The organism is Bacteroides sp. 1001302B_160321_D4, from assembly GCF_015667765.1.
GTDB lineage: Bacteria > Bacteroidota > Bacteroidia > Bacteroidales > Bacteroidaceae > Bacteroides > Bacteroides xylanisolvens.
Genome location: NZ_JADPLO010000019.1, coordinates 16411 through 40379, shown reverse-complemented (window position 1 = coordinate 40379; position 23969 = coordinate 16411). Strand labels below are relative to the sequence as shown.

21 protein-coding genes and 1 CRISPR repeat array are annotated in these 23969 nt (G+C 37.8%); of the genes, 4 read left to right on the top strand and 17 right to left on the bottom strand.

Going from position 1 to position 23969, the window contains the following annotated elements:
- Positions 1–240: 240 nt before the first annotated feature.
- A complete protein-coding gene (locus tag KFO40_RS09710; protein WP_118407884.1) occupies positions 241–1029 on the bottom strand; it encodes an META domain-containing protein in 789 nt (262 codons plus the stop codon).
- Positions 1030–1174: 145 nt separating this feature from the next.
- Here KFO40_RS09710 and KFO40_RS09705 point away from each other — a divergent pair, with 145 nt between their 5' ends.
- The 4 genes from KFO40_RS09705 (at position 1175) to recA (ending at position 5287) form a co-directional block, all read left to right on the top strand.
- Positions 1175–2458, top strand: coding sequence for a hypothetical protein (locus KFO40_RS09705; protein ID WP_211146301.1), 1284 nt, complete (start codon positions 1175–1177; stop codon positions 2456–2458).
- A gap of 90 nt (positions 2459–2548) precedes the next feature.
- Complete coding sequence (locus KFO40_RS09700) at positions 2549–3742, top strand: saccharopine dehydrogenase family protein (protein WP_004312514.1); 1194 nt, start codon at positions 2549–2551, stop codon at positions 3740–3742.
- Positions 3743–3770: 28 nt separating this feature from the next.
- A complete protein-coding gene (gene bcp / locus KFO40_RS09695; protein WP_004312515.1) occupies positions 3771–4226 on the top strand; it encodes a thioredoxin-dependent thiol peroxidase in 456 nt (151 codons plus the stop codon).
- 26 nt (positions 4227–4252) lie between these two features.
- Positions 4253–5287, top strand: a complete 1035-nt coding sequence (gene recA, locus KFO40_RS09690) for a recombinase RecA (RefSeq protein ID WP_004312516.1) — start codon at positions 4253–4255, stop codon at positions 5285–5287.
- A 120-nt stretch (positions 5288–5407) separates the two neighbouring features.
- On the opposite strand, the gene KFO40_RS09685 is transcribed toward recA, so the two are convergent.
- The 16 genes from KFO40_RS09685 to KFO40_RS09610 all read right to left on the bottom strand — a co-directional run bounded on the left by KFO40_RS09685 (position 5408) and on the right by KFO40_RS09610 (position 23946).
- Positions 5408–6400: a YeiH family protein gene (locus KFO40_RS09685; protein WP_004312517.1), complete on the bottom strand. Its 993-nt coding sequence runs from the start codon at positions 6398–6400 to the stop codon at positions 5408–5410.
- A gap of 122 nt (positions 6401–6522) precedes the next feature.
- Positions 6523–6897 carry a YccF domain-containing protein gene (locus tag KFO40_RS09680; RefSeq protein WP_117811439.1) on the bottom strand — a complete coding sequence of 125 codons (375 nt, stop codon included), beginning with the start codon at positions 6895–6897 and terminating at the stop codon, positions 6523–6525.
- Between the two features lie 64 nt (positions 6898–6961).
- Complete coding sequence (locus KFO40_RS09675; protein WP_087323051.1) at positions 6962–8227, bottom strand: ATP-binding protein; 1266 nt, start codon at positions 8225–8227, stop codon at positions 6962–6964.
- Between the two features lie 446 nt (positions 8228–8673).
- Positions 8674–9854: direct repeats of the CRISPR family, unit length 36 nt; unit sequence GTCTTAATCCTTATTATACTGGAAGTACTCTATGAG.
- Positions 9855–9992: 138 nt separating this feature from the next.
- Positions 9993–10475, bottom strand: a complete 483-nt coding sequence (gene cas2 / locus KFO40_RS09670) for a CRISPR-associated endonuclease Cas2 (RefSeq protein ID WP_211146300.1) — start codon at positions 10473–10475, stop codon at positions 9993–9995.
- Positions 10476–10482: 7 nt separating this feature from the next.
- Positions 10483–11514, bottom strand: coding sequence for a CRISPR-associated primase-polymerase type B (locus KFO40_RS09665; RefSeq protein ID WP_121959972.1), 1032 nt, complete (start codon positions 11512–11514; stop codon positions 10483–10485).
- A 3-nt stretch (positions 11515–11517) separates the two neighbouring features.
- Entirely contained in the window at positions 11518–12498 is a 981-nt protein-coding gene (cas1, locus tag KFO40_RS09660) for a CRISPR-associated endonuclease Cas1 (protein WP_049703172.1), read from the bottom strand.
- Positions 12499–12509: 11 nt separating this feature from the next.
- A complete protein-coding gene (locus tag KFO40_RS09655) occupies positions 12510–13949 on the bottom strand; it encodes an ATP-dependent RecD-like DNA helicase (protein WP_211146299.1) in 1440 nt (479 codons plus the stop codon).
- Positions 13936–15651 carry a TIGR02221 family CRISPR-associated protein gene (gene csx2 / locus KFO40_RS09650; protein ID WP_211146298.1) on the bottom strand — a complete coding sequence of 572 codons (1716 nt, stop codon included), beginning with the start codon at positions 15649–15651 and terminating at the stop codon, positions 13936–13938. The genes KFO40_RS09655 and csx2 overlap by 14 nt, the downstream gene beginning before the upstream one ends.
- A 15-nt stretch (positions 15652–15666) precedes the next feature.
- Positions 15667–16800: a Card1-like endonuclease domain-containing protein gene (locus tag KFO40_RS09645; RefSeq protein ID WP_195359232.1), complete on the bottom strand. Its 1134-nt coding sequence runs from the start codon at positions 16798–16800 to the stop codon at positions 15667–15669.
- Positions 16800–17912, bottom strand: a complete 1113-nt coding sequence (gene csm5, locus KFO40_RS09640) for a type III-A CRISPR-associated RAMP protein Csm5 (RefSeq protein ID WP_195359231.1) — start codon at positions 17910–17912, stop codon at positions 16800–16802. The genes KFO40_RS09645 and csm5 overlap by 1 nt, the downstream gene beginning before the upstream one ends.
- A 2-nt stretch (positions 17913–17914) precedes the next feature.
- On the bottom strand, positions 17915–18892 hold the full coding sequence (csm4, locus tag KFO40_RS09635; protein WP_049703177.1) for a type III-A CRISPR-associated RAMP protein Csm4: 978 nt from the start codon (positions 18890–18892) through the stop codon (positions 17915–17917).
- 2 nt (positions 18893–18894) lie between these two features.
- Positions 18895–19569 carry a type III-A CRISPR-associated RAMP protein Csm3 gene (gene csm3, locus KFO40_RS09630; RefSeq protein WP_049703178.1) on the bottom strand — a complete coding sequence of 225 codons (675 nt, stop codon included), beginning with the start codon at positions 19567–19569 and terminating at the stop codon, positions 18895–18897.
- A gap of 25 nt (positions 19570–19594) precedes the next feature.
- On the bottom strand, positions 19595–20059 hold the full coding sequence (csm2, locus tag KFO40_RS09625) for a type III-A CRISPR-associated protein Csm2 (protein ID WP_053095323.1): 465 nt from the start codon (positions 20057–20059) through the stop codon (positions 19595–19597).
- A gap of 11 nt (positions 20060–20070) precedes the next feature.
- On the bottom strand, positions 20071–22608 hold the full coding sequence (gene cas10, locus KFO40_RS09620; protein WP_211146297.1) for a type III-A CRISPR-associated protein Cas10/Csm1: 2538 nt from the start codon (positions 22606–22608) through the stop codon (positions 20071–20073).
- 5 nt (positions 22609–22613) lie between these two features.
- Positions 22614–23312, bottom strand: coding sequence for a CRISPR-associated endonuclease Cas6 (locus KFO40_RS09615; protein ID WP_049703180.1), 699 nt, complete (start codon positions 23310–23312; stop codon positions 22614–22616).
- A gap of 316 nt (positions 23313–23628) precedes the next feature.
- Positions 23629–23946, bottom strand: coding sequence for a hypothetical protein (locus tag KFO40_RS09610; RefSeq protein WP_157446493.1), 318 nt, complete (start codon positions 23944–23946; stop codon positions 23629–23631).
- Positions 23947–23969 lie beyond the last annotated feature (23 nt).

Genomic DNA, 23969 nt, shown 5'->3' with positions numbered 1-23969 from the left:
ACGGACGCTTATTAAAAAGCAAACCGTGTGCCAAAAGAAAATTATACGAATGCATGACATAATATCTGCCAAAAAGACAGTTTTAATAAATAAACACTGCTGATATAGTCATATTCAAAGCCAATCAGCAACTGTTTCTTTAAACAAATACAGGCGGCTCTGGTTCGATAAAGGAAAAAAAATATGCCTGTATCGTCAAGTGCGACACAGGCATATCCTATTATATATAACTCTTCTTTATTACTTTTCCAACACGACGACCAATGCACCGTTTGCGTCATACAAACCAATGCCACCACCGGACAACACATCGAATGATTTCACTTCATTGATAGCTTTCAGCACCTTACCTTCTGTTTCCATATCAGGGCAAGCCATCATTGTGCTTGCTACTCCCGGGAAAGAAATAGATTTGGCATTACTTGTACTGGTTTCAAAACCACCATTAATCAAATTACATCCGGCATTGCCATGAATGGTCTTTTTCTTCACATCAAAAGCAATGAAAGGTTGTTTTTCCATACCGGAAGGAATTGCCTCACCATTCACTTCTTTAATTTTCCATTCTCCATTCAAAACTGAAAGTTTCACATCAGCCTCCTTCTTTTGTAGAACGACAACCGGACGGTTGGACGAATTGCAAAGATACATCTTATCTTTACCTGCCTTCTTGTATCCTTTTACTTGCGCAAAAGCATTCAATACATTATTTTCAGTAGTCATATCCGGACACATCATTCGGGTACTAGCCATCCCTGTAAGTTCAAGGCTTCCCGGCTTCGCATTTACATCGAAACTGCCCATCATACGATTACATCCGCTATTGCCGGACACACGACCGGTCGCTGTATCAAAAGCGATAAAAGGAAGGGTTCTACTTTCGCCCGGAGCAATTTTCGAGCCGTTGACTTCTATGATATTCCATTCACCATTGATAGATGACAGGGGGATTGCCTTCTCAACCGAACGGCACGAAGACATTGCAAGTGCTGCACCAGCAATGCAAATTGAAACAAATACTTTCTTCATATTGTTATAACGTTTAAGTTAAAATCGGGGGCAAAGATATCAAAAAGATTGGAAAATAACATCCAATACAACATAAAATATATACATTTGCCAATAGATATACAACAAACGAACAATTTACATAGTTCACTTAAAGTAAACAAATATGAGAATAATTGTCCTGTCTTTAATTCTATTCTGTTGTGGCACGTGTCCTATCACAGCTCAAAGTGATTACATTGTCACTACTCCTTCCACGCAGGAAATCCCTGTAGGTGAAGAAGAACAATTCATTAAGAATAACTTTCCACTGCAACCGCTGTGTAAATGGACACCCGGAATGAAGTTTATGTTTGTTCCTTCTACACGGAACATGTTCCTTCCTACTCTTTCCAGCTACGACACCGACAAAGGAATAGACAACAGCCTGCTGAAGCACAAAATTCTCACTTTCACGGGAACAGAAGAGAAGGCTCAAAATATATCAACCGGGACTAACTATTCCACTCGCTTCGTATTCGAATGTGAGGGAGAAAAATATTATTATGACATAAAGAACATGAGGCTGGACGAGATTTGCGAGAAGGCTCCCCGTGCCGGTATCAATGGATTGGTTTATCTGAAAGATGTAGATACTGCCAAAGAGTTGTTAATAGGAAAAACAGTCTATATACAATCTGAAAGTGCCCGGGTAGACGACGCCAACAATTATTCCGGCTATCGGGATATAGCAATTCCTGTCAATACGGAAGCTACAATTACCGCTATTGGAGTCGGCAGTCAGGCATATCCAGTGAAAATCGTATTCAAAGATACACAGGGACATTCTTATTATCTGGAAGTCGCTCTCTCGCGAACAAACTCCGGCATGGACCTGAATGATTTTCAAGGCGAAAAGAGAATGAAATATTTTTCAAATGCATTCAGTTTCACTAATAAGAGTCTGGGTACTATTGAAAGCCTGAAAAATAAATACTTGGGAATGACCGTTTATCCTAAAAAGATGCTGCCGGCCAAAAGAATCGTATCTTTTGAAGATAAGCAGACCGAATCACGTGTTCACTTGCCCCGATATACGGTTCTGCAAATAAAAGAGATTAAATTATCTCCTCCCGGCAGCTTGGCTACCCTGTCATTAACGGACAGGGACGGGGCAATCTACGAATTGGAAACAGATCTGAAATATGACGTGATTGTCAAAAATGATAATTATATCGAAGATTTTTTCGGATTCGAGGATATACATAAAAAATATCCGGGCATTACAGAAAGCCGTTGGCAGATTATATCCCGGGGAGATTTAGAGGCAGGGATGAGTACGGTAGAATGTCGTTTATCCATTGGCGATCCGATAGAAATCGAGCTGAAAAAAGACAGTCGTTTCGAAACTTGGTTCTACAATGGCAAAACGCTGGAATTCGAAAACGGAACCTTGCAACGTTACAAATAAAAAGGAGTAGCTGCGCAATGATTATCTGAAAATAATCACGTATATTTGCCAAACCAATAAATCATAAATTATAATTCATTAAATACAGAAATGGGTAGAGTTCTTATTATTGGTGCAGGCGGTGTTGGCACTGTCGTTGCACACAAAGTGGCACAAAATGCCGATGTATTTACAGATATCATGATTGCCAGTCGTACGAAAGAGAAATGCGATAAAATCGTCGAGGCAATAGGTAACCCCAATATAAAAACAGCAAAAGTTGACGCAGACAATGTAGAGGAGCTGGTAGCCTTATTCAACGATTTCAAACCCGAAATGGTGATTAATGTGGCTCTCCCTTATCAGGATCTGACGATTATGGAAGCTTGTCTGAAAGCCGGAGTGAACTATCTGGACACCGCCAACTATGAGCCGAAAGATGAAGCTCATTTTGAATACAGCTGGCAGTGGGCTTATCACGATCGTTTCAAAGAAGCAGGTCTGACAGCTATCCTCGGCTGCGGATTCGACCCGGGAGTAAGCGGTATCTATACTGCTTATGCAGCTAAACATTATTTTGATGAAATTCAATATCTGGACATCGTAGACTGCAACGCAGGTAACCATCATAAGGCTTTTGCTACAAACTTCAATCCGGAAATCAACATTCGCGAAATTACGCAGAACGGACGCTATTATGAAAATGGCAAATGGGTAACTACCGGTCCGCTGGAAATCCACAAAGACCTGACATACCCGAACATCGGTCCGCGTGACTCTTATCTTCTTTATCACGAAGAACTGGAATCTTTGGTGAAACATTATCCGACTATCAAACGTGCACGTTTCTGGATGACTTTCGGACAGGAGTATTTAACTCATTTACGCGTTATCCAAAACATCGGTATGGCACGAATCGACGAGGTTGATTACAACGGAATGAAGATTGTACCATTGCAATTCTTGAAGGCTGTATTGCCTAACCCGCAGGATTTAGGAGAAAACTACGAAGGAGAAACTTCTATCGGTTGCCGTATCCGTGGTCTGAAAGATGGTAAGGAACGTACTTACTATGTATACAACAACTGTAGTCACCAGGAAGCTTATCAGGAAACCGGTATGCAGGGAGTAAGCTACACCACCGGAGTTCCGGCAATGATTGGAGCCATGATGTTCTTCAAAGGCGAATGGAACCGTCCGGGTGTAAACAATGTAGAAGAATTCAATCCGGATCCGTTCATGGAACAACTCAATAAGCAAGGTCTTCCCTGGCATGAAGAGTTCGACAAGGATTTGGAATTATAAGCGTACACCTATTCATTAAAAGAAAGTTATGATAAACGTAGGAGATAAAGCACCGGAAGTCTTGGGTATCAATGAGAAAGGCGAAGAAATCCGTTTAAGTGCTTATAAAGGAAAAAAAATTGTGTTGTACTTCTACCCAAAGGACAGTACATCAGGTTGCACCGCACAAGCGTGTAACCTGCGCGACAACTATTCCGAACTACGTAAAGCCGGCTATGAAGTAATCGGTGTCAGCGTAGACAATGAAAAGTCGCACCAGAAATTCATCGAAAAGAACAATCTTCCTTTCACTCTGATTGCTGACACTGACAAAAAGTTAGTAGAAGAATTTGGAGTATGGGGAGAAAAGAAACTGTACGGACGTGCTTACATGGGTACTTTCCGCACTACTTTCCTGATAAATGAAGAGGGAATCGTAGAACGGATTATCACTCCCAAAGAAGTGAAGACCAAAGAACATGCCTCACAGATTTTAAATCAATAACTCCATTAATTATATAAGAATAAGGTATGGCAAAAAAAGACGAACTTAATTTTGAAACAGATAATAAAATGGCATCAAGCGAAAAACTAAAAGCCTTACAGGCTGCCATGGAAAAGATAGAAAAGAGCTTCGGTAAAGGTTCTATCATGAAAATGGGTGATGATAGTGTTGAACAAGTAGAAGTGATCCCGACAGGCTCTATTGCCCTGAACGTGGCACTTGGCGTTGGAGGTTACCCTAGAGGTAGAATCATCGAAATCTATGGCCCGGAGTCTTCCGGTAAAACAACATTGGCTATCCACGCCATTGCTGAAGCACAAAAGGCCGGCGGTATCGCTGCTTTTATTGATGCCGAACACGCTTTCGACCGTTTCTACGCATCTAAACTGGGCGTAAATATCGATGATCTTTATATCTCTCAACCGGATAACGGCGAGCAAGCGTTGGAGATTGCGGAACAACTGATTCGTTCTTCTGCTATCGACATCATCGTTATTGACTCTGTAGCTGCACTGACTCCTAAAGCGGAAATCGAAGGCGACATGGGTGATAACAAAGTAGGCCTTCAAGCACGTTTGATGTCGCAGGCTCTTCGTAAGTTGACAGCTGCTGTGAGCAAGACACGTACTACTTGTATTTTCATCAACCAGTTGCGTGAGAAGATCGGTGTTATGTTCGGTAACCCGGAAACAACAACCGGTGGTAACGCTTTGAAGTTCTACGCTTCTGTACGTTTGGATATCCGTGGTAGCCAACCGATCAAAGATGGCGAAGAGATTCTCGGTAAACTGACTAAGGTGAAAGTGGTGAAGAATAAAGTAGCACCTCCTTTCCGCAAAGCAGAATTTGACATCATGTTCGGTGAGGGTATCTCCCATTCCGGAGAAATCATCGACTTGGGTGCTGACTTGGGAATCATCAAGAAGAGCGGTTCATGGTATAGCTACAACGATACTAAGTTAGGACAAGGACGTGATGCCGCCAAACAATGCATCATGGATAATCCTGAACTGGCTGAAGAACTGGAAGGATTAATCTTTGAAGAATTGAAGAAGAAATAATTTGCTTTAATTCTGCTTTATCCACAGACTAAAACTGAATAAACAAAGGTGGGAGAAAATCGTTTACTACGATCATTCTCCCACCTTTTTCTCTTTTATATAATTCTCTCTTTTTTCCTCTTATACAAAATAAATGTATGCCAATGTGCTCAAGCTGATTATTACCCAAAGCAAAATCCCTTGAACCAAAGGCTTTATTCCAACTGCTTTCAATACATCAATAGAAAGAGAAGCACCGATGAAAAACATGGTAATCGTCAGAGTTTTACGGGCAATACCGTTAATAGCCGCTCCCAATTGTGGTACTCCATCCAGCAAATAAGTGTTTACTACCAATGCCAACACGAAGAAGAAGATAAACCATGGAATACTTATCTTTTGTCCTTTGCTCTTGAAAATAAAGGAAGTAGCAAAAGCCATCGGGATAATCCAAAGCGCACGGGTCAGTTTAATAGTGGTTGCCACTTTCAATGCTTCTTCGCCATAAGCAGCTCCTGCACCTACTACAGAACTGGTGTCATGAATGGCAATGGCTGCCCATGTTCCAAACTGTTGTTGATCCATATTCAATGCATGACCAATGGCAGGAAAAATGAAAAGTGCAATAGCGTTCAAGATAAAGATTGTACCTAATGCCACAGACATTTCACTGTCCTTCGCTTTCAACACTGGTCCCACTGCTGCGATAGCACTACCACCACAGATAGCGGTTCCCGAACTGATAAGATAAGCTGTATTACGGTCGATCTTAAACAACTTACGTCCGATAAACCAACCTATTACCAAGGTTCCGATCACCGAAATGACCGTAAACTCCATACCTTCCTTACCGGAAGCTAAAGCAGAATGAAGATTCATACCAAATCCCAATCCTACAACTGAATATTGCAACAGATATTTAGAGGTTTTCTTATTAAACTTTGGATGTGCTTGTCCGCAAGTCAATGCAAAAATAAGTCCGAGGAACAAAGCAACCGGAGGAGTTACCCAAGCCGACCATGCTTCCAATCCTGGAATATAGTCTAAAAAAAGAAAGAAAGTCAGAGTAGAAAGCAGTGCAACATAAATCATTTTATTATTTGCCTGCAAAGTTTTTGTAGCTGTTGAAATCATATCTTTTTATCTTTAATTGTTTTCCGGGTGCAAAGGTACGGTAAACAATCAAGACCCGCCAATAGTTTCTAATTATGCATTATAACTTTTAATTATAAGCATACGCTTCCCTACAACTACTCTTACACTGTTATAATGTCTTTCCCAAAAGGTGATAATGCCAAAGCTGACAATTTAAAGTGCTGTAAGCCAAAAGGAATACCAATGATAGTAATACATAATATAGCCCCGAAAACCAAATGGGACAGACAGATCCAAATGCCACCCAAAAATATCCACAGGATATTCATCAATATATAAAGGCAACCGCCAGAGCGGTTTCCACTTCTTACTTCTTTACCGAAAGGCCACAAAGCAAGTCCTGCCAGTTTCAAGGTTTGCATACCAAACGGAATACCAATAATGGTAAGCATCATCAATATACTTGAAATGAGGTATTCAACGGCAGTAAAGATACCACCAAGCAACAACCACAATAAATTCATTAAACAGCCCATATATAAATTGTATTAGTTATTTTTCCAATTTTCTTTTTGTTGTCTCATCCACTTTACCCTGATGTCACTTATTCTCTAGCATTATCATCCATTTCCAAATGGGAATCACCTCTATTGTAAAACCATCCTGTTCCACCGTACGTTCTTCATTACGAGTCACAATTTGTAACTTCTCCGCCTTTAAGAACTTTGCTGTTTTCAAAAGCCCATTTACTTCACGAGTAAAAGTTTGAGTATCAGAAATATTATATGATGCTTGAACAAGCCATTTCTGATCAGGGATATAAAAATCAACTTCTACATTTTGATTATAGAAATATAGCTCCTTTCCAACCATTCTATATAAAGAGACAGCTACTAAATTCTCCAACAACAAAGTTTCCGGATTAAAGATAAACAGATTCAAAATGCCATTATCAATAAAATAGTATTTCCGGTTACTCTCTCTTTCCGCAAAACGAGCTGCATAATTTTCAATACTGAATATCAGCCAAGTTTCTTCCAAATATCCCACATAGTCAATAACTGTTCGCACCCCCACGCTCTCTCCCGCTGAAGATACTATATTTTTAAGTCGATTGTAAGAAGAGGGTTGCATGACACTTTCAGCAAGTTTTTTCACCAACAAACTCATCGAATCCGAATTACGTAGTGCATAACGGGCCACCAGATCACCAAAGAATATTTTCTGATAAAGCCCGCTCAACCAAGAACGTTTATCTTTAAATGCTATCAATTCAGGAAATCCCCCATTATAAAAATAAGCATCAAAAGTGCGCACCACTTCATTACGTAAACTTGGAGTATAAAGCCAGTTTGTTTTTAAGATTATATCCTGCGAAAGAAGAAACTCACGAAAAGAATACGGATATACCTCCTGAATAAGAAAACGCCCGCCTAATGTCGTAGCAATCTCACTACTCAACATCTTCGCATTACTTCCAGTCACATATACACGATATTTTTTATCTACCAACCGACGAACGAACTTTTCCCACCCGTCTACAACTTGTATCTCATCCAAAAAGAAGATAGGCTGATAGGGGAAAGTCTCTTCGTATGCCAATTTTATATCGTTCAACTCTTCTGATTTCAAGCCGATAAAACGCTCGTCCTCAAAATTGATATAAAGTATTTCTTCTATCTTATGCCCTTTTTTCAGAAGTTGGTGTATCCGCTGATACATCAAATAGGATTTTCCAGCCCGGCGAATACCTAAAAACACATAATTACCTGCATCCTCAAAAGTAAAAGGACGTTCCATAAATGTTATATCTTTGACAAACTCTTGATTTTCACCAATTATCTGCTTTATTTGTTCCTTGTCCATATCTGGTATTGTTCTATATATAAAATACAAATATAGTATTTTTGTTTCGTATACAAAACAAAAACACGTTGTAATTCGTCTCACAAATGGTTTACCGTTTTTTATTGGTGGCAGAAATCAACCAATTGTTCACTATATAATATAAGGTCGGTCATCAAACTGACAAATTATCCATTACAGCAAAAAAATGCCGCCCAAAGAGGTTGTTTTATTAGATTAAGTCGCGGATTTTAAGGTTAGGTTATACTGGAAGCAACTCTATGAAAGCTGTTTCTTTGTCAGAGATTAACAATGCAATGTCATAATCCTTATTATACTGGAAGTTACTCTATGAGCTATACAATTATGATTGATTTTAGCAAGTATGTTGCATCTTAATCCTTATTATGCTGGAAGTTACTCTATGAGACATTGCCCGAAGGTTGTACGCTCGATATGGTGCGCAAGTCTTAATCCTTATTATACTGGAAGTACTCTATGAGCTTGCACACACAAAGAAAATAAAAATTTCTTTGATGTCTTAATCCTTATTATACTGGAAGTACTCTATGAGCATTAAATGATGAATGTATATATACCAATAGCAGAGTCTTAATCCTTATTATACTGGAAGTACTCTATGAGAAAATGGCTAGGAGGACAAGCAAACACGCTAATATCGTCTTAATCCTTATTATACTGGAAGTACTCTATGAGACGTTAATTGCGTTATTTAACGCAGGTGCTAAGAAGTCTTAATCCTTATTATACTGGAAGTACTCTATGAGAAGATCATGGAAGTATATAGAAACAATAGCGGCGAGGTCTTAATCCTTATTATACTGGAAGTACTCTATGAGCCGGGTGTCGGCTGACATGAACGAGCAAATGTTAATGTGGTCTTAATCCTTATTATACTGGAAGTACTCTATGAGTTTAAATTCAATAAAAAGATGCAATGGAAAAAGTCGGTCTTAATCCTTATTATACTGGAAGTACTCTATGAGTGATGCAGAGGGTGCAGCCTAACCAGTTACGTAGTCTTAATCCTTATTATACTGGAAGTACTCTATGAGTAGGTGAAATATTCACCACTGGAGACGGCAAGACCGTGTCTTAATCCTTATTATACTGGAAGTACTCTATGAGTTGCACAGAGCAACAGTGATTCCAATTTCCTGAACAGTCTTAATCCTTATTATACTGGAAGTACTCTATGAGTTTTTATTTAATCATTTAAGACAACATAATTATGAAGTCTTAATCCTTATTATACTGGAAGTACTCTATGAGAGCCATGTTGCTAATTTGGTTGAGAAGATACCTGATGTCTTAATCCTTATTATACTGGAAGTACTCTATGAGTGTGAGGTGAACATGGCAATATATCAAGAAGTAAGGTCTTAATCCTTATTATACTGGAAGTACTCTATGAGTAAGTTCTTCTTTGCCTGTGGTGTTATCCGAGGTGTCTTAATCCTTATTATACTGGAAGTACTCTATGAGACACTAGATACGTATGAGGCAGGAAATGTTGGCGTTTAGTCTTAATCCTTATTATACTGGAAGTACTCTATGAGCCGTTGTCAGTGCTGCACGTTATCTTCAAGAAGTCTTAATCCTTATTATACTGGAAGTACTCTATGAGAGTTATCATTATAATCACGTCATTTTCAACAGAAAACAACAGAAAGCATAAAAGAGTCACCCTAAAAAAAGAAAAAAGTTCTCTTTTTAAAAGCCTGCAAAGATAAACAATATTTCAAAGAACGAAAACATAAACATTCTAAAAAAACAGTGTATTCTTAGAATTCATTATAATATCAATATCTATTGACTTCCCAATAATCTTCATAGAACGAAGAAAGTCTGTAGATATCGGTACGATCATAATGCTATCATGATTATCATAACAAGCCTGCACTTCTGATAAATCTGAACGAATCTGCTCATAGTCCTGATTATTCAAATCTGCCAAGAAAATAGAACGTTGAACACGAAAACATCCTTTCCTCAACAAGTACTTAGCAACTTGATTACGTACTTTATTACTTTCTATATCGTACATGACAAAAAATAACATATTCAATGATTTTTTTTTAGGAACATTTAGTAAGCCTATCACCCGTTTGATACGTTCGTCTAAACTTTCAATAGAAGAAAGATCGTGTTGACGATTATAAATCATCAGGTTATTATCTACGCCTGCATGCATCAATTTATTCATCTTCTGTGGAAATGTCAATTCTTTCTTTTTACTCTTTCCCATATACCAATTAAATCATTTCGTTAGTCAATAAGTAAGATGTTATCAAATCAGCCAATAGTCTATTCAATTCATCTGATGTTCCACTACGAGGGGACTGAACAACACTAAAGCCACGCTTACCATAAAACAAATTGATTTCGCCCAAACGTACACCCATTTTACAACGAATCTTTTTAGCATACTGAATATTCATTATTTCGTAAACGATCAGTCCCGTTTTTTCTATATATTTTTTCAAATCGTTTATTATATCATCCAAACATTCAGGCACATAAGGGACTTTCTTATTTTGCAATTTCTGTTTCAACTGAGGTTGCAATAATTGTTTTATTCGATTTATAGTTTCTTGATCCGGATCTTTTATCTTTTCATCCGGTGACACAACTGTTATCTTTTCTTTTTTTACCTGTTGTTCCAACTCATGTTTCAAATCGAACATAGAAGTAGTATCCGAAACTGACAGATAAGTGCTCATGTCTACCGGAATTGATTCCGAACAATAATAAGCATACGGATCAATGCTTATAAAACAGGCTCGGCATACATCACAAGTACGTTCGTCAATCACCTGTTCCAAATGATATTGCTTTGAAAAAGCCAACAAAAATGCTTTATAGAACAAAGAATAAATTCCTGCATCATAACAACGTTCCTTCAAACGAAACAATACTTTCAATCCATCCTCACTCGGAGATAAAAAAGAAAGCACAACCCTTTCGTCCCGTTCCACCTGATCGCGAACCACACCCAGATTCAACCCTTTTTCAGATATATGATCTATATCAACTATAAAATATTCAGTATAAGCAAAGTTCTCTGTTCGCCGATAAGGAGGATTGAACATTCCACATACAATATATGGAAGTTCACGTTTCAAAACTTTATATTGTTTTTCGTCCAAACTCCTCACAACACGCAACTGATGAATACGAGATTTCACTTCCTCTTTCGGATTCCGAAGGCTATGATATAAATAATCAACTGTGACTTTCCTGAGCGTATCCGAATCTCTCAAAAGATTTACTCCTGCAGATAACATATACTATTCATATTTTTTAAACAATTGTGCCAAATCCTGCGCATAAAGTTGAATCTGAGTCAAACGCGAGCGATTTACCCCTTTTACAGTGATTATCTCATCCAAATAATCATTCAAAGATTGAATAAGAACACGCCGTCCCAATGATTCTAACCAATAAGAGCCATCTTCACGAACCGAATAATATTCATCCGTTACTACTTGCTGTACAACCAAACTATACACGACATAATCTACCCAAATCCGATAAAGTTCTATCACATCATAGACCAATACTGGACGATTATAATCATCTCTATGCAAAATTCCGATATAAGGGTCAATTCCCGCTTTTATCAAAGCACCTTCTATTTTTCCATACAATACACCATATCCATAGTTCAAAAAAGCATTTACCACATCCATAGCCGGATGTTGAGTACGCATTTCAAAACGGTATTCTTCAGGAATCAAATCGTTCAGTGTTTCAAAATAAATCTTTGAAGCTACGCCTTCCCACCCTCTCAGTTGAGCTGCCACATCTGAAACGATTTCACCGTTCAAAGAAGTGATTTTCGTTCGATAGTCTTCCAAACGAGCTATATTTTTTTCACGTTTCCGATTGATAGCTACATTATCTGTCCGCATCATCAACAACAAAGCTTGTTGGTTCTCTATTTTACGACGAATAATCTCCTTAATCCATTGCAAGGCATCGTTAGAAAACGTGAAATTCAACTGTCCTTTACGAATGGTAGATACAGAACCATACCTAGGACTCCAGATTCGCCCAATCGGCATACCGGACTTATCCATAAACAGCACTTCTATTTCATGCTCTATAGCAAGCATTACTGCATCGCTTGTGATCTGAGCTCCTCGACTAATCTGTATCGACTTTATTCCAGCTACAGGAATCCGCTGTCTGCCATCTTTATGAGTGACAACAAAACCTTCATTATCACGATTAAGAGAAGTTCCAAATGTATTCAAGACCAGTTCCATCTTCTATTTTTTTAAATTACCCAAAAATCATCTACAATATACAATTCTTGCTTAGCACGTGTCATCGCCGTATATATCCATTGATATACATAAGGCTTTTCAATACAAGGTACCGAACGAGGAATATCAAGAAACACGTATTCCCATTCTCCACCCTGTGCCTTGTGGCAAGTTAACGTATAACCAAACACAGCCCTCAAAGCATTCAAGTAAGGATCCTGCATCATCTGCCGATTAAATTCATCCTTTCCCTGCCGAATACCTCTCAGTTTCATTCGTTTATAAAAATCTATAAACAATTCTTTTTGTTGGATTTGCGAAAGATTTATCTGATTCTGATATAAAATATCCGCAATCATCAGTTGTGAATAGCTTTTCTCCGTGAACAGTTCTTTTACCGTCACATTCAAAAACGTCAATCCAGCTCGCACTTCTTTATGAGTTACAGATTCTACAACAACCAAATCACCATTCATCAATCCAGATATATAGTTATTTTGCGTCACCAACAATAAATCACCAATAGCCAACTCAGCACTGTTTATATTTAAGGATGGACGAACGATTTGAGTAATCGTATCACACTGCCGATTAGAATAACACAACAGGGTAGAGTTATTCAGACCTTTCTTCTTTATCCGCTGTATATACAGTTGTATCAATTCTACCTGACTATTTACAATATGTATGTTTTTACAACCACGAAATGGAAATTTCGCCCACTTCCACGGCTGTGGATTAGCATACAAACGCCTTATTTTTTGAGAGGAGAGTACAATATCGTTTCCTTTGTCTTGCCGCACGATTTCAGTCAATTCGACTTCTGATGCTAATATAGAGAAAACATCCCTAAAATACTGAAGAGATAATGCCGGAGACACCTTTTGAGAGATAGGTGGAAGTTGACAAGCATCACCTACAAACAGAAATTTACCCTTCGAATCATAATCCAACAAATCTTTCAACAATCTTCCGCTTCCAAATGAAGCCTGCACGGCTGTAGCATCTTCTTTATCAGAAATCATAGAGGCTTCGTCCACAATGTAATACCACTCTTCAGTCCTTTTTGTATGAGAAACCGGATTCAACTCAAAATTAAGCAACAACTGTCCGCCAGAATCACCCCCTTTTGCCTCTCGTTGTTGGATCAATTCTTCCAGATTTTGATTCAAATCATTGTATTTATAGATTGTACCATGTACAGTTGCAGCTTGTTGACCAGTTGTGTTACTCAGAATTTTTGCAGCCCTACCCGTAGAAGCTAATAAGGAAAAGTGCAAATTTCGACGTTTCAACTCTTCTATCAGAACTTTCATCATCGTAGTTTTACCAGTACCCGCATATCCTTTCAGAATAAAAACTTTCTTATCCTTATTGCGAATAAAATCCTGCAACAACTCAAAAGCCCGCTGCTGCCCATCTTTCAGTATGATTTTCTTATTTGCAGCCATATTCTCTAAAACGTTCAAAATTGAAAACAACTTGCTTTATACTATTACCCACAATTTCAACCTGCCGTTCGGCACAAGAAGCAATACATTTAATGCCATTTTTGCGCAACTTTTCAATTAGCGAACAAGAAAAAGTAAATTCCCCCATCACATGAACAGTTAATTGACGGTCACCTCTCATTTTTTGGATTTTATCAAAATATTCCTTCGCCAAGCGTTCTATCTCTATTTCATCATAAGATGATTCTATATTCGGAAAAGGTAAGTCGACACATTCACCATAGACTTCAGCAGCATCTCGTTGTTTCTGTTCCCACAAAGCAGAAGGATGATTAGACAAATTTATCAATAATTTCTCACCCATTTTTGGTACGGTCGGCATTTCCAACGACTGATCGAGTATTGAAAAACAGGCCTCTATTGTTTCCTGAAGTTGTTTAATAATCAGCGTTGCACTGACTGTACCCAAAAAACCGGCATGATTAATCTGATTTCTATTCGTTGTCATTTTCCCATACGGTTTCCGCAATTGCTTTACCCATTCTAATGAAAAGAAAGCTCTACTTAATAAACGATGTCGGGTTAATGTTATGTTCCATTCTTTCTCATCATTCACGTATTTTACATTAATTCCTAAAATAGCAGCTATATAGCTACGGAATTCTTTTTCCTCTGTAGGAGCGAATGGATTAACAGCCTTCATTTTTTCGCACAAAATAGTGATTATAGATTCTTGTCCCAAAGTATATGCTTGCTGCACCATATTATATTTAATGCACCAATTGATAGCATATCGCAAATTATCAACCGATTCATTAGAGAACTGCATAATCCCATCTTTCAGACTTCGCAAGATTTCCTTTATAGGTTGAGGGAAACTACTGTCTAACGCCATATCGATATGCTGTTTGACAGCATTCACAGCGTCTCCTTTTAGCAGTTCACGTCCTCTGCAAGTCACTATACGTTTTTCAAATTCATTGATATTATTCTTTAAGTTTATGATTGACTCTTTTACTCTTCTTTCTTGCTTGGTCGCTATGGACCAACGATTGGTAACAGAAACAATAGAAGTAGTCAAATCTCCCATTTTTCCGAAGTTCTTAAAGTTTGCAGCTGCAAAAGTCCACTCCTGTAAAGCAACCAAAGGTAATAAATCAATGATGGGAGCCTGATTCATTAGCAAATCACGCGCTTCATAATTACCATAAGATATATGCTTCACGGTTGTATCTTTTAAAAACTTTGCATAATTTCCAAAAACCAAAATCAGCATTGGAAGATAACGGAAACTGTGAGTCAAATCAAAATATAATTCATCACCGCTATCTAATACATCGAAAAGTTTCGTAAAAATCTGCCACATTTCTTCTTCATTTTTTCCATCAGGGATGGAAATGTCATGAACCAGACAAGGCAAATTCATTTCTTTCAAAACAGCTTGCAAACTTTTATAAGATTCTACTTCATTCGTCCGAAAGTTTTTTCTAGAAGTAATCTCCATATCCCAATTATTCTTTCGGGAGCCATCCGTCAATAAAATGAAGACTGCATCGTCCACACCCCAATGAGCAATATCCACGTACTCCATAGTGGCTTGTTGTACAAAACGAGTTTCCGAAGAGATGAAATCACCTTTTACATAACTACAAGAGCTATAAAAACCTGTTCCAAGCACAGATATAAAGACTTTTCGATTCATAATTTGTTACGATTTCTATTTTTTATTAATAGCAAATAATTCTTGTTCCAACTTTAGATGCAACATCTCTTGAATACTAAAAAAAGATTGGTTACAGTCTTGAATACTAAATGATGAAATGCCACTGTCTTCACATTTCTCCGCAGCAGTCTCCTTCATTCGAGCATAGGTCACAAATAAAGCTTTGCAGGCCATGCCACCATAATTTTTCACAGCAGTTCTGAATTTATCAATGTCTGTAATGTCGTTTATCTGCGTTTTACATTCCACAAACAAAAGGCGATTGCCCGTATTTACAATCAAATCAATCTCATTCTTCGGATTCCGCTCTGCATTATAAGGGAACTTGACATTCATGCGTATTTCCTTTGCATATTGCCATGTAGAAAGCAGACTCGCAACTTCATATTCAAACCAACCTGTATGAAAAAACAAATTAAATATATGCTGGGAAGTCAGCGTATCGTTCAATTTTTCTGATTTATTATTTATCAGCAATATCTTGATTGTTGTTGTTTCCTTGTCCCATTCTATCTGACTACCGTCTTCCAGACTCCAACTGCCCAACTTCTTTTGTTTCAACTCATTCTCCCATTTTTTATTTGGAATAGAAAAAGCATTAAATTTTTCATAAGAATGACGACGAAGTTTTTTGATTCTATTAATACAGTTTTTATCAGCCTCTGTATAATCTTGATATAACAAATAGGATTCTGCTTTCGTTCCATTCAAACGGAGCACAGAATCGGTATCAAACGAAACAACAGATTGATACTTCTCCAAAGTCACAAGATTGCAGACACAATTATTTTGATCGATATAAATCAGTTTGGCATTGGAATATCGCTTAAAATATTCATAAAAAGCTATAGACCATAATTTAGTTCCACCGGTTATATTAACCGTATAAATATCATCTGAAGAAAGTCGTGTAAAGTTCTTTTCCAACTGATGATAGATGCTCTGAATATCAACAGGATCAAATTCCAGCAAATGAGTAGGAGCATCAATCTCTTGTTGTATACGTTCCGCTTCTTCTCTTGACTGAGAAGAATGAATCAATATAATCCCATCCGGATTCAGATCTGCAATACCTAAATACACAGGATAAGATTGACCACCGATTAAAGAAATATGAATATGAGCCATTATTCAGTTAGTATTGACAGTTTAACAAATCCAAGTACATCACACTCTTCATCAACACGCCTTGTTTTTGGAAAATGAAATTGCGTATATCTTTGATTGTTACGACGAGCCGCAGGAACAACTGTTGTTTCAAAAGTTCTCCAATTTTCAGTCCAAGCACCGGTTATAAAACGCCAACCGGATCCAGCCCCTACACGCAAAACACACTCCTTACCAATCTGACATTGCTCTACTTCCGCCAATAGTTGTCTCATTCTTTCCAAATAGTCATCCACTTTACCGCTATCATCTTTGTCTTGCCGTTCCATCCAGTATGAGATTTCTTGTTTTATCAAATTCTTTGTATACTGATTAATCGTTTGAAACAATTCAGGCAATGTATGCATACACTCAGGCAACAAAGCGGTAGCAACTTTTGCTCTCTCATAAAGTTCGGTTTTCAACCTCAATTCAAAAATCGCTTCATCATCTGGAGACAACACCTCCAGCAATTGTGACTTCGTCATATCCCAGAAACCGGCTTTCTCTCGCTCATTAATATTCACCATGCGAACAGCCGCCTCATAATTTTTCCCGAAAAAAGCATCACCAACATGCAAGAAACGAAACACATCAGAATTAGCATCCTTTCCAAAGAACTTTTGTTCTATTATTTTTGCTGTCACTTTGCCTGATTTATTTCTAGCATATTGTTCCAAATTGTCTCTTTCTTTGCAACAACTTGCCAAAACTGCCGTTCGAATCGCTCCTTTTATAGAACTACCCGGAATATAAGGTCTACCCAATCCGTCATGAATATATTCTTTCAACGTATCTGTCGGCTTTATCTCATTTGCCCATGACAAGATGATACGACGAGAATACTGTTCAAGTTTCGCTGAGGGAGCATACTGCTTCACTATTTGGTCCGTAGAACGTCCCCCATCAATCGCTGTTACCCATGCGTCCAGATTTTTTTCTCCAATTAGTGCCAATACTTGTTTTGGTTCTACAATGCCTATGATTAAATCACCATCCGCATCTTTTCCCCGAACAAAATCATTTCCATATTGAAACGTCTCTCCCGAACCAATATGGACGGATGTCAAGGTTTTTATTGTTATTTGACTCATAGCTAATTCAATTTAACAGGTAAGCAAAATGGACGTCCACTGCGCAAAACCGTATGCATCCGCTCGTCATTCCAATTGGGTCGCAAATCCACAATCTTGCCTTTTAATGGCTGAGTAGTGAGAAATACCGAACCTACACCAAACGCATATATAGATTTCTTACGCAAATGGCGCAGACTCTCTTCCCGGCTTCCTGCCATATATCCACCACGTAATAACAACGTATACTTTGATTGTGACAAATTCAAAAACTCGGTTTCATCTTTTGTCGGAATATATAAAGACAACAATTGCATAGCATTTGCATCTCTGACACTTTCAATAGAAAGAGTACTTGTTTCAACAGAGAATTTTCCTCCTCCTATATTTTTGTCCGTTCCCAATCCCGTCTCTCCCAAAAGAATAAACAACTGGATTATTTCATCCAACAATTCGCCCTTTGCATCTGTCAAACAGTACAATCCGGCTTTTCGGTCAAAGAATTTCCAATCAAAAAAGAAAGGTTCAGCATCTTCTGAAGCTCTGGATACACTAACCCTTTCGCTTACTTGCGATTTACACACAGAAATACCATCTTCTTTCTTCAACAACAAATCTCCTTGAATCTGTTGGATGGTTTCTAACTCCAACGTTTCTCCTCTCGACAATTTTTGCCAAAGTTCAGATTCTATATAGTGAATTTTCTTCAAACTCTTCCGATATTCAGATTCCGCTTTTCCTTTCACGACAATCTTTATTTTTCCCTGCATTTTAGGAAGAAAATAACGGTTCTCATAAAAAGGAAAAGCTGAGCTCAACAGAAAAGAAGAAAGAAAAGATTCTAAATTCTCCGTCTGCCCCATCTGCACCCTCATTGCCGCTAAAGCAGATAAAAGAGTATCCGAATGTAAGTCAGAAGCCGAAAAATCATAGTTTTCCTTTCCCGTACCGATATGCAAAGGAGAAAAATGAGTCATTTTTATAACGGTAAACGTAGCCATGATCAATACGTTTTAAATTCTTCCTTTACTATTTTTACCGAAACCTGTCCATAGCCACGTGACCCGTTTCCTCCCAAATAATCATCTTCCAAAAGACTAATGGCTTGAACCACTGTTGCTTTTAAAGAAGATTCATCTTCTCCTTCAAAAACATTCAGAACCATATTCAGTTTGAACTGGGCACCTGCCGGAACACGCTCGAACGTACGCGGATTTGCCTTTGCTGTAATCCGATCTATCGCAACCTCCGTCTTACTTTCCGTATAGGGAAGATCCGTATGGCTGAAATCTGGAACATCTTTCCGAGTTAATCCATACAGATTCAATTCATCCTCTGTGTCCAGCTCCGTAATCATCACTGAATCTCGTACAATCAAACGGGATGGATGTCCACCTGCATCAGCCGAGACACCAAACAATGCACCTGCCTTTGTATCTACTCTGTTTGTTGGTTTACCACCATTCGTTTCTCCATTTAGAATCTCTACCAAAGCACGCATCTTCCCTTTCAACGAACTTCCTGGTATATATGGGATGTTATCAATCGGATTGCGTACTACAAAGTTATCAGGACCGCCTATATTCAAAGACGCGTTTGTTCCACCAATATGTAAACCGGTCTTCAATGTGATAATCCCGGTATAAACTATTTTCTTTTCCAATTTTATTGTTGCCATGATCTAGTGTATTAAATTATATTAGTCAATCTCCTCCATTCGCTTTGTGATAAGCCAGAATAGCTTCCAACAAGTTGCAAAAATTATGATATGTTTTTTGATCCGACACATCTTTGGCTGACCTGTCAAAGATGAATTTAAACAACTGTAAACCCTTATTTTTGTTATCCCGCCCTAAAGCATAAGCGACTTTAGGCTTCAATAAATAAAAAGAGGCTTTTTCTTTTTCAAATTCGCCCATTTGAATGCGCTTGATTTCTCCATAGATACTACGAATCTTTGAATTAGTCAATTTATTATCAGCCATATATTTCCCCATTTTATCCGCAAATTCCGGCAATAGGGCATCCGCTTCGTTAGTTATCCACTCCGCCTTATAACCCGCACTCTCAAATATGTATTTAGGATCCGCAGCTTGATTCTCATTTGAATATCCACCTTGCCTATCCGATGAATATTTTTTCGTTTTTTGATAATTGTCTCCCATCATAAATTTATTATTTAAACGTTATTACTACTTTTCTGTCTAATCTCTAATTCTGCCCACCGACATGCCATTGCCCATAGTTCCAACAAATGATAATCAGTCTCTATCGGTTGTCCGTTCAGTGATCCGTTGTTTGTACAAACTTCTGTTTTACAACAATTAATCATATTTCTCACTAATAGATCCGATATGCGACTGCACATTCGGCTTAAATCATAAGTTATCATCCAATAAGTCTTTATGGCTTTTATTTTATGATTTTCCATTTCCGCATTGGCCAAATGACTTAAAATTTTTGATATGAAAGATTTAGGCAACTGGTTCTTTGCATTGGCTGCTACTATTTCATCCTTCAAAGATTGTACCTGCGGAAATTCACGTTCCCAATTCAAAGGCATACCCATAAATGAAACCGAATTTTTCGTCTGTCCGAAGTTTTGATGTCCTTTAGCCCTTTTTTCTTCTCCATCGCTCTCTTCCGCACCTTTCATGATGGGGAATTTGGGAGAAACAATAGCAATCCCCCCCGATAGCGAGAATACTGGATTTTCGCAGGTAAACTGTTTGAAATCACCACGTATACGTTCTGCTATTTTAATCGTAATTTCCCAACTACCTACAATAAAGACATCATCACCACCACTATATATAATAAAGGATTGCTCAGGAAAATTCTCTTTCCAAATTGTATTCAGGTATCCAGAAAAGAAATAATCAAACGAACGACTTAATGCAGCATATCTTGACAAGGTTGCTCGCTCCGGAAGGATTCCCTGTTGGAAAATTTGGCCCAAATTATCTACATCCATTCGCAAAACGCCCAATCTTTTGAAAGCATCTTTCGCTATGTGCTTGTTACACATATCCTCAAATGTTGGCATTTCCTTCTCTCCTATTTCATTTCCACCGTAGAATTCCAAACCGTAAATGTTATTGATTCCGTCAATTTTGCTCATAAAATCGCAATTCCCATTTTTCCCGTTCAACGTGATAACAGAAACCTTATCAGCAGAAGCACGAAGTTGCTTCTGCATCGCATACAAGTCTTCTTTCTGAAGGAAATAATAATGAAAACCCAAACCACCAGGTTCTATCATTTTCTTATCTGCCCAGTAGGCAATCGGTTCTGTCGAGATAACCATTATTTCAGATTCCCTCAAAACACGCCCCAATACAATCTGATCTTTTGTTATTTGCTTCAGCGGCTTCAATTCTCCTTCCGACACATATTTTTCACCTGGCAAGAAGTCTTCTCCTGTCACGACATCTCGTCCTACAGTATCATCATGTTCAATAGGCATAAAGAACGCCTCATAATGTTCTTCTATTTGTGATGCAAATTTAGCGCATTTTTTCTGTTCCCGTTTTTCAAACAACTCTTTCCACACTTTTTGCAGATTTTCTCCAGAAGCATGAATCAACGCATCCTTAGACACAGAGACACTATCAATAGCCACAAACAATGCGGTCCCATGTATTTTAAACAACTGCTGTTCAATCTTCTTCACGGCTTTTTCTAATCTGGTTTTCGTTGCTGTAGTATCAGGCGCAATCATATAAAATCCTCCACCAGAATTATAAACAACATTTGCCTGAAACAACCCTAATTCTTTCAACAAAAAGCGAACAATAGAATCGGACAGTATACGCAAATAGAAAGAACGTCCTTTCAAATTCTTACCAGCATATTTAGAGACAACCTGATAAATGTAAGATTGTATGCCACTCAAATCCGCTCCTATCAACAAAAAAGGATTTTCCGGTTTTTCCTCAGACTGTCGAACATCATACAAACATACAGCCAACGCAGCGGTCGTCTTCAAATGATCGTACAAAGACACATCTGGAAAATTGATGGTACTGGCAGGAATACAAGTTGTATATTTAAACAAAAGATTTAAAAGAGTTTCAGAGAATGCATGATAAGTGTTCGCCTGAATAAATTTAAATTCATTCAGAAACTGCCCCCACAGTTTCGAATAATCAGGATCACCCTCCGATTTACCTGACTGCGGAAAACATCTTTTGTGCAAAGAAAGACTTTCTACAGGTAAATAATGCCATTGACATTTTTCATTCTCCAATTCCGCCTTAGACAATCCGACGGTTTCTAAGACTGAAATCATCCGTTTCTTCTTGAAAGCATCCCAATTCGTATTCTCATCCTGTTCGTCTCGCAATGCAATCTCCGAATTTCTATCCATACCGGAAGAAAGACAATCAGCTTCCTTAATCAGTGATCCCCATTCTGATAGCTGCTCATTTGACAAATGATGTCCGGCAGCCAAATTTATCAGATTATTTTTATTCGTCCAATCATCAAAGTCCTCTTTTACCAATTTCTGAAAAACCGATCTATATTCATCTATAAATTGCGCTGTCCATAAAACGTGTTTATGAGAATAACGTCCGTTAAACAAAGGACAAAAAGAACTTTCATCCTTACAATGTTCCTTCAAGTATCTACTTGTTTTCACAGAACCGGTATCTGCTCGCTGATAGAACTTTCCTATATCATGCAGCAAAGCAGCTAAATAAATATGTTCTCTCATTGTTTTCATTTATTTATCATTATTGTTTCATTACGTACATGAGTGACGACTCCATAGCCAATGCTAGCATTTTTTCCGATACCAATATAATCAGGTAAAGACATATTAGTAACAAACTCAATATCAAATGCCATTAGTTTAATGCCCTTATTTTTAACCAAGAAAGGATCATACAAGGATGTCAGCTTACACTGAATTTCTTTCTCCACATAAACCCCTATCCCTTTCGAAAAAGACAAAAGATTGGCTATCAGAATACTCTCCAAAAAAGAAATCTTTTCTGAAATGCCTTCCATTGCTTTATATCTCTGGTAATTTTCCGAATTAAGAGGTATCCATCTACGAATACGATACTTAAACATTGAGTTCCATGTCTGAACCAAGCATTTTCTAGACAATACGGATCCTAATTCCATTTTCACATAGCGATTGCCTAGATTAAAAGTAAAAGTTCCTTCTGAAAAAAATTGACCAATAGCTTCCGTTCCTTCTTTCAAACAAACAATAGCCGCTTTTCCCTGAATCCTTTTATATTGTATCAACGGATAAGAATAGCGAAATGATGATTCGTCAACATGATTATGAAATAATACATTCGCTTCACCGTGCAAAGCATGAAGAATTGCACCTCTGAAAAACGGTATTTCCAACAAAGAAATTTCATTTTTAAACCGTATAACTAATATATGTATATCGTTCTGCATATTATAATAGATTTGTCAGGACCAGCATTTTTCATATTTTTAAATTCACTCACAAATATAAAGTTTATGCGATAATAAACAACCTTTTATTCCATTTTTATCTCAGGAATAATTCAGGACTTGCCCCAGTTAGAATACACCCATACTGGGTGAACAAAAAATCCGAACCGCTAAAAGCGGTTCGGAAGTATAGTTTTGTCATAGAAGCCAATGATTGATTATTTGCTTCGTATGAATCATTCTGTAGATAGAAGTGAATATTTACGGATATTTTTTATTGGTGCTCCGCTGGCAATTTTTTCATAATATTCCCGGTTTATTTATTGTATGTGATTCTATATATATTGTCTTTTACCCAATCAGTTTGTTCATTTGACATAGCCACATTATAATACTCTGTAATAGAAACGGGGAAAGCATCCACTTCGGTAATAGTAGCCGTCCATACTTCGGTAGCTATGAATTTGATACCGTTGTTTAGGGTCGTTTCGTCGGCAAAGACTGTTTGTGTGGTTTGTGTACCTCCAGTCAGTTCAATTGTTTTTAAAGATTCGTCGTCTCCATCACTGCAACTTGCCATTGCTACGCCAATGGTCAATAAAGCTAAAAATAAGCTTTTCTTTAGTTTCATCATTTCAAAAAAATTTGTATTCCGCG

Coding starts and splice junctions, on each gene's coding strand:
- KFO40_RS09710 (WP_118407884.1), bottom strand. CDS start 1,029: ATGAAGAAAGTATTTGTTTCAATTTGCATTGCTGGTGCAGCACTTGCA.
- KFO40_RS09705 (WP_211146301.1), top strand. CDS start 1,175: ATGAGAATAATTGTCCTGTCTTTAATTCTATTCTGTTGTGGCACGTGT.
- KFO40_RS09700 (WP_004312514.1), top strand. CDS start 2,549: ATGGGTAGAGTTCTTATTATTGGTGCAGGCGGTGTTGGCACTGTCGTT.
- bcp (WP_004312515.1), top strand. CDS start 3,771: ATGATAAACGTAGGAGATAAAGCACCGGAAGTCTTGGGTATCAATGAG.
- recA (WP_004312516.1), top strand. CDS start 4,253: ATGGCAAAAAAAGACGAACTTAATTTTGAAACAGATAATAAAATGGCA.
- KFO40_RS09685 (WP_004312517.1), bottom strand. CDS start 6,400: ATGATTTCAACAGCTACAAAAACTTTGCAGGCAAATAATAAAATGATT.
- KFO40_RS09680 (WP_117811439.1), bottom strand. CDS start 6,897: ATGGGCTGTTTAATGAATTTATTGTGGTTGTTGCTTGGTGGTATCTTT.
- KFO40_RS09675 (WP_087323051.1), bottom strand. CDS start 8,227: ATGGACAAGGAACAAATAAAGCAGATAATTGGTGAAAATCAAGAGTTT.
- cas2 (WP_211146300.1), bottom strand. CDS start 10,475: ATGGGAAAGAGTAAAAAGAAAGAATTGACATTTCCACAGAAGATGAAT.
- KFO40_RS09665 (WP_121959972.1), bottom strand. CDS start 11,514: ATGTTATCTGCAGGAGTAAATCTTTTGAGAGATTCGGATACGCTCAGG.
- cas1 (WP_049703172.1), bottom strand. CDS start 12,498: ATGGAACTGGTCTTGAATACATTTGGAACTTCTCTTAATCGTGATAAT.
- KFO40_RS09655 (WP_211146299.1), bottom strand. CDS start 13,949: ATGGCTGCAAATAAGAAAATCATACTGAAAGATGGGCAGCAGCGGGCT.
- csx2 (WP_211146298.1), bottom strand. CDS start 15,651: ATGAATCGAAAAGTCTTTATATCTGTGCTTGGAACAGGTTTTTATAGC.
- KFO40_RS09645 (WP_195359232.1), bottom strand. CDS start 16,800: ATGGCTCATATTCATATTTCTTTAATCGGTGGTCAATCTTATCCTGTG.
- csm5 (WP_195359231.1), bottom strand. CDS start 17,912: ATGAGTCAAATAACAATAAAAACCTTGACATCCGTCCATATTGGTTCG.
- csm4 (WP_049703177.1), bottom strand. CDS start 18,892: ATGGCTACGTTTACCGTTATAAAAATGACTCATTTTTCTCCTTTGCAT.
- csm3 (WP_049703178.1), bottom strand. CDS start 19,569: ATGGCAACAATAAAATTGGAAAAGAAAATAGTTTATACCGGGATTATC.
- csm2 (WP_053095323.1), bottom strand. CDS start 20,059: ATGATGGGAGACAATTATCAAAAAACGAAAAAATATTCATCGGATAGG.
- cas10 (WP_211146297.1), bottom strand. CDS start 22,608: ATGAGAGAACATATTTATTTAGCTGCTTTGCTGCATGATATAGGAAAG.
- KFO40_RS09615 (WP_049703180.1), bottom strand. CDS start 23,312: ATGCAGAACGATATACATATATTAGTTATACGGTTTAAAAATGAAATT.
- KFO40_RS09610 (WP_157446493.1), bottom strand. CDS start 23,946: ATGATGAAACTAAAGAAAAGCTTATTTTTAGCTTTATTGACCATTGGC.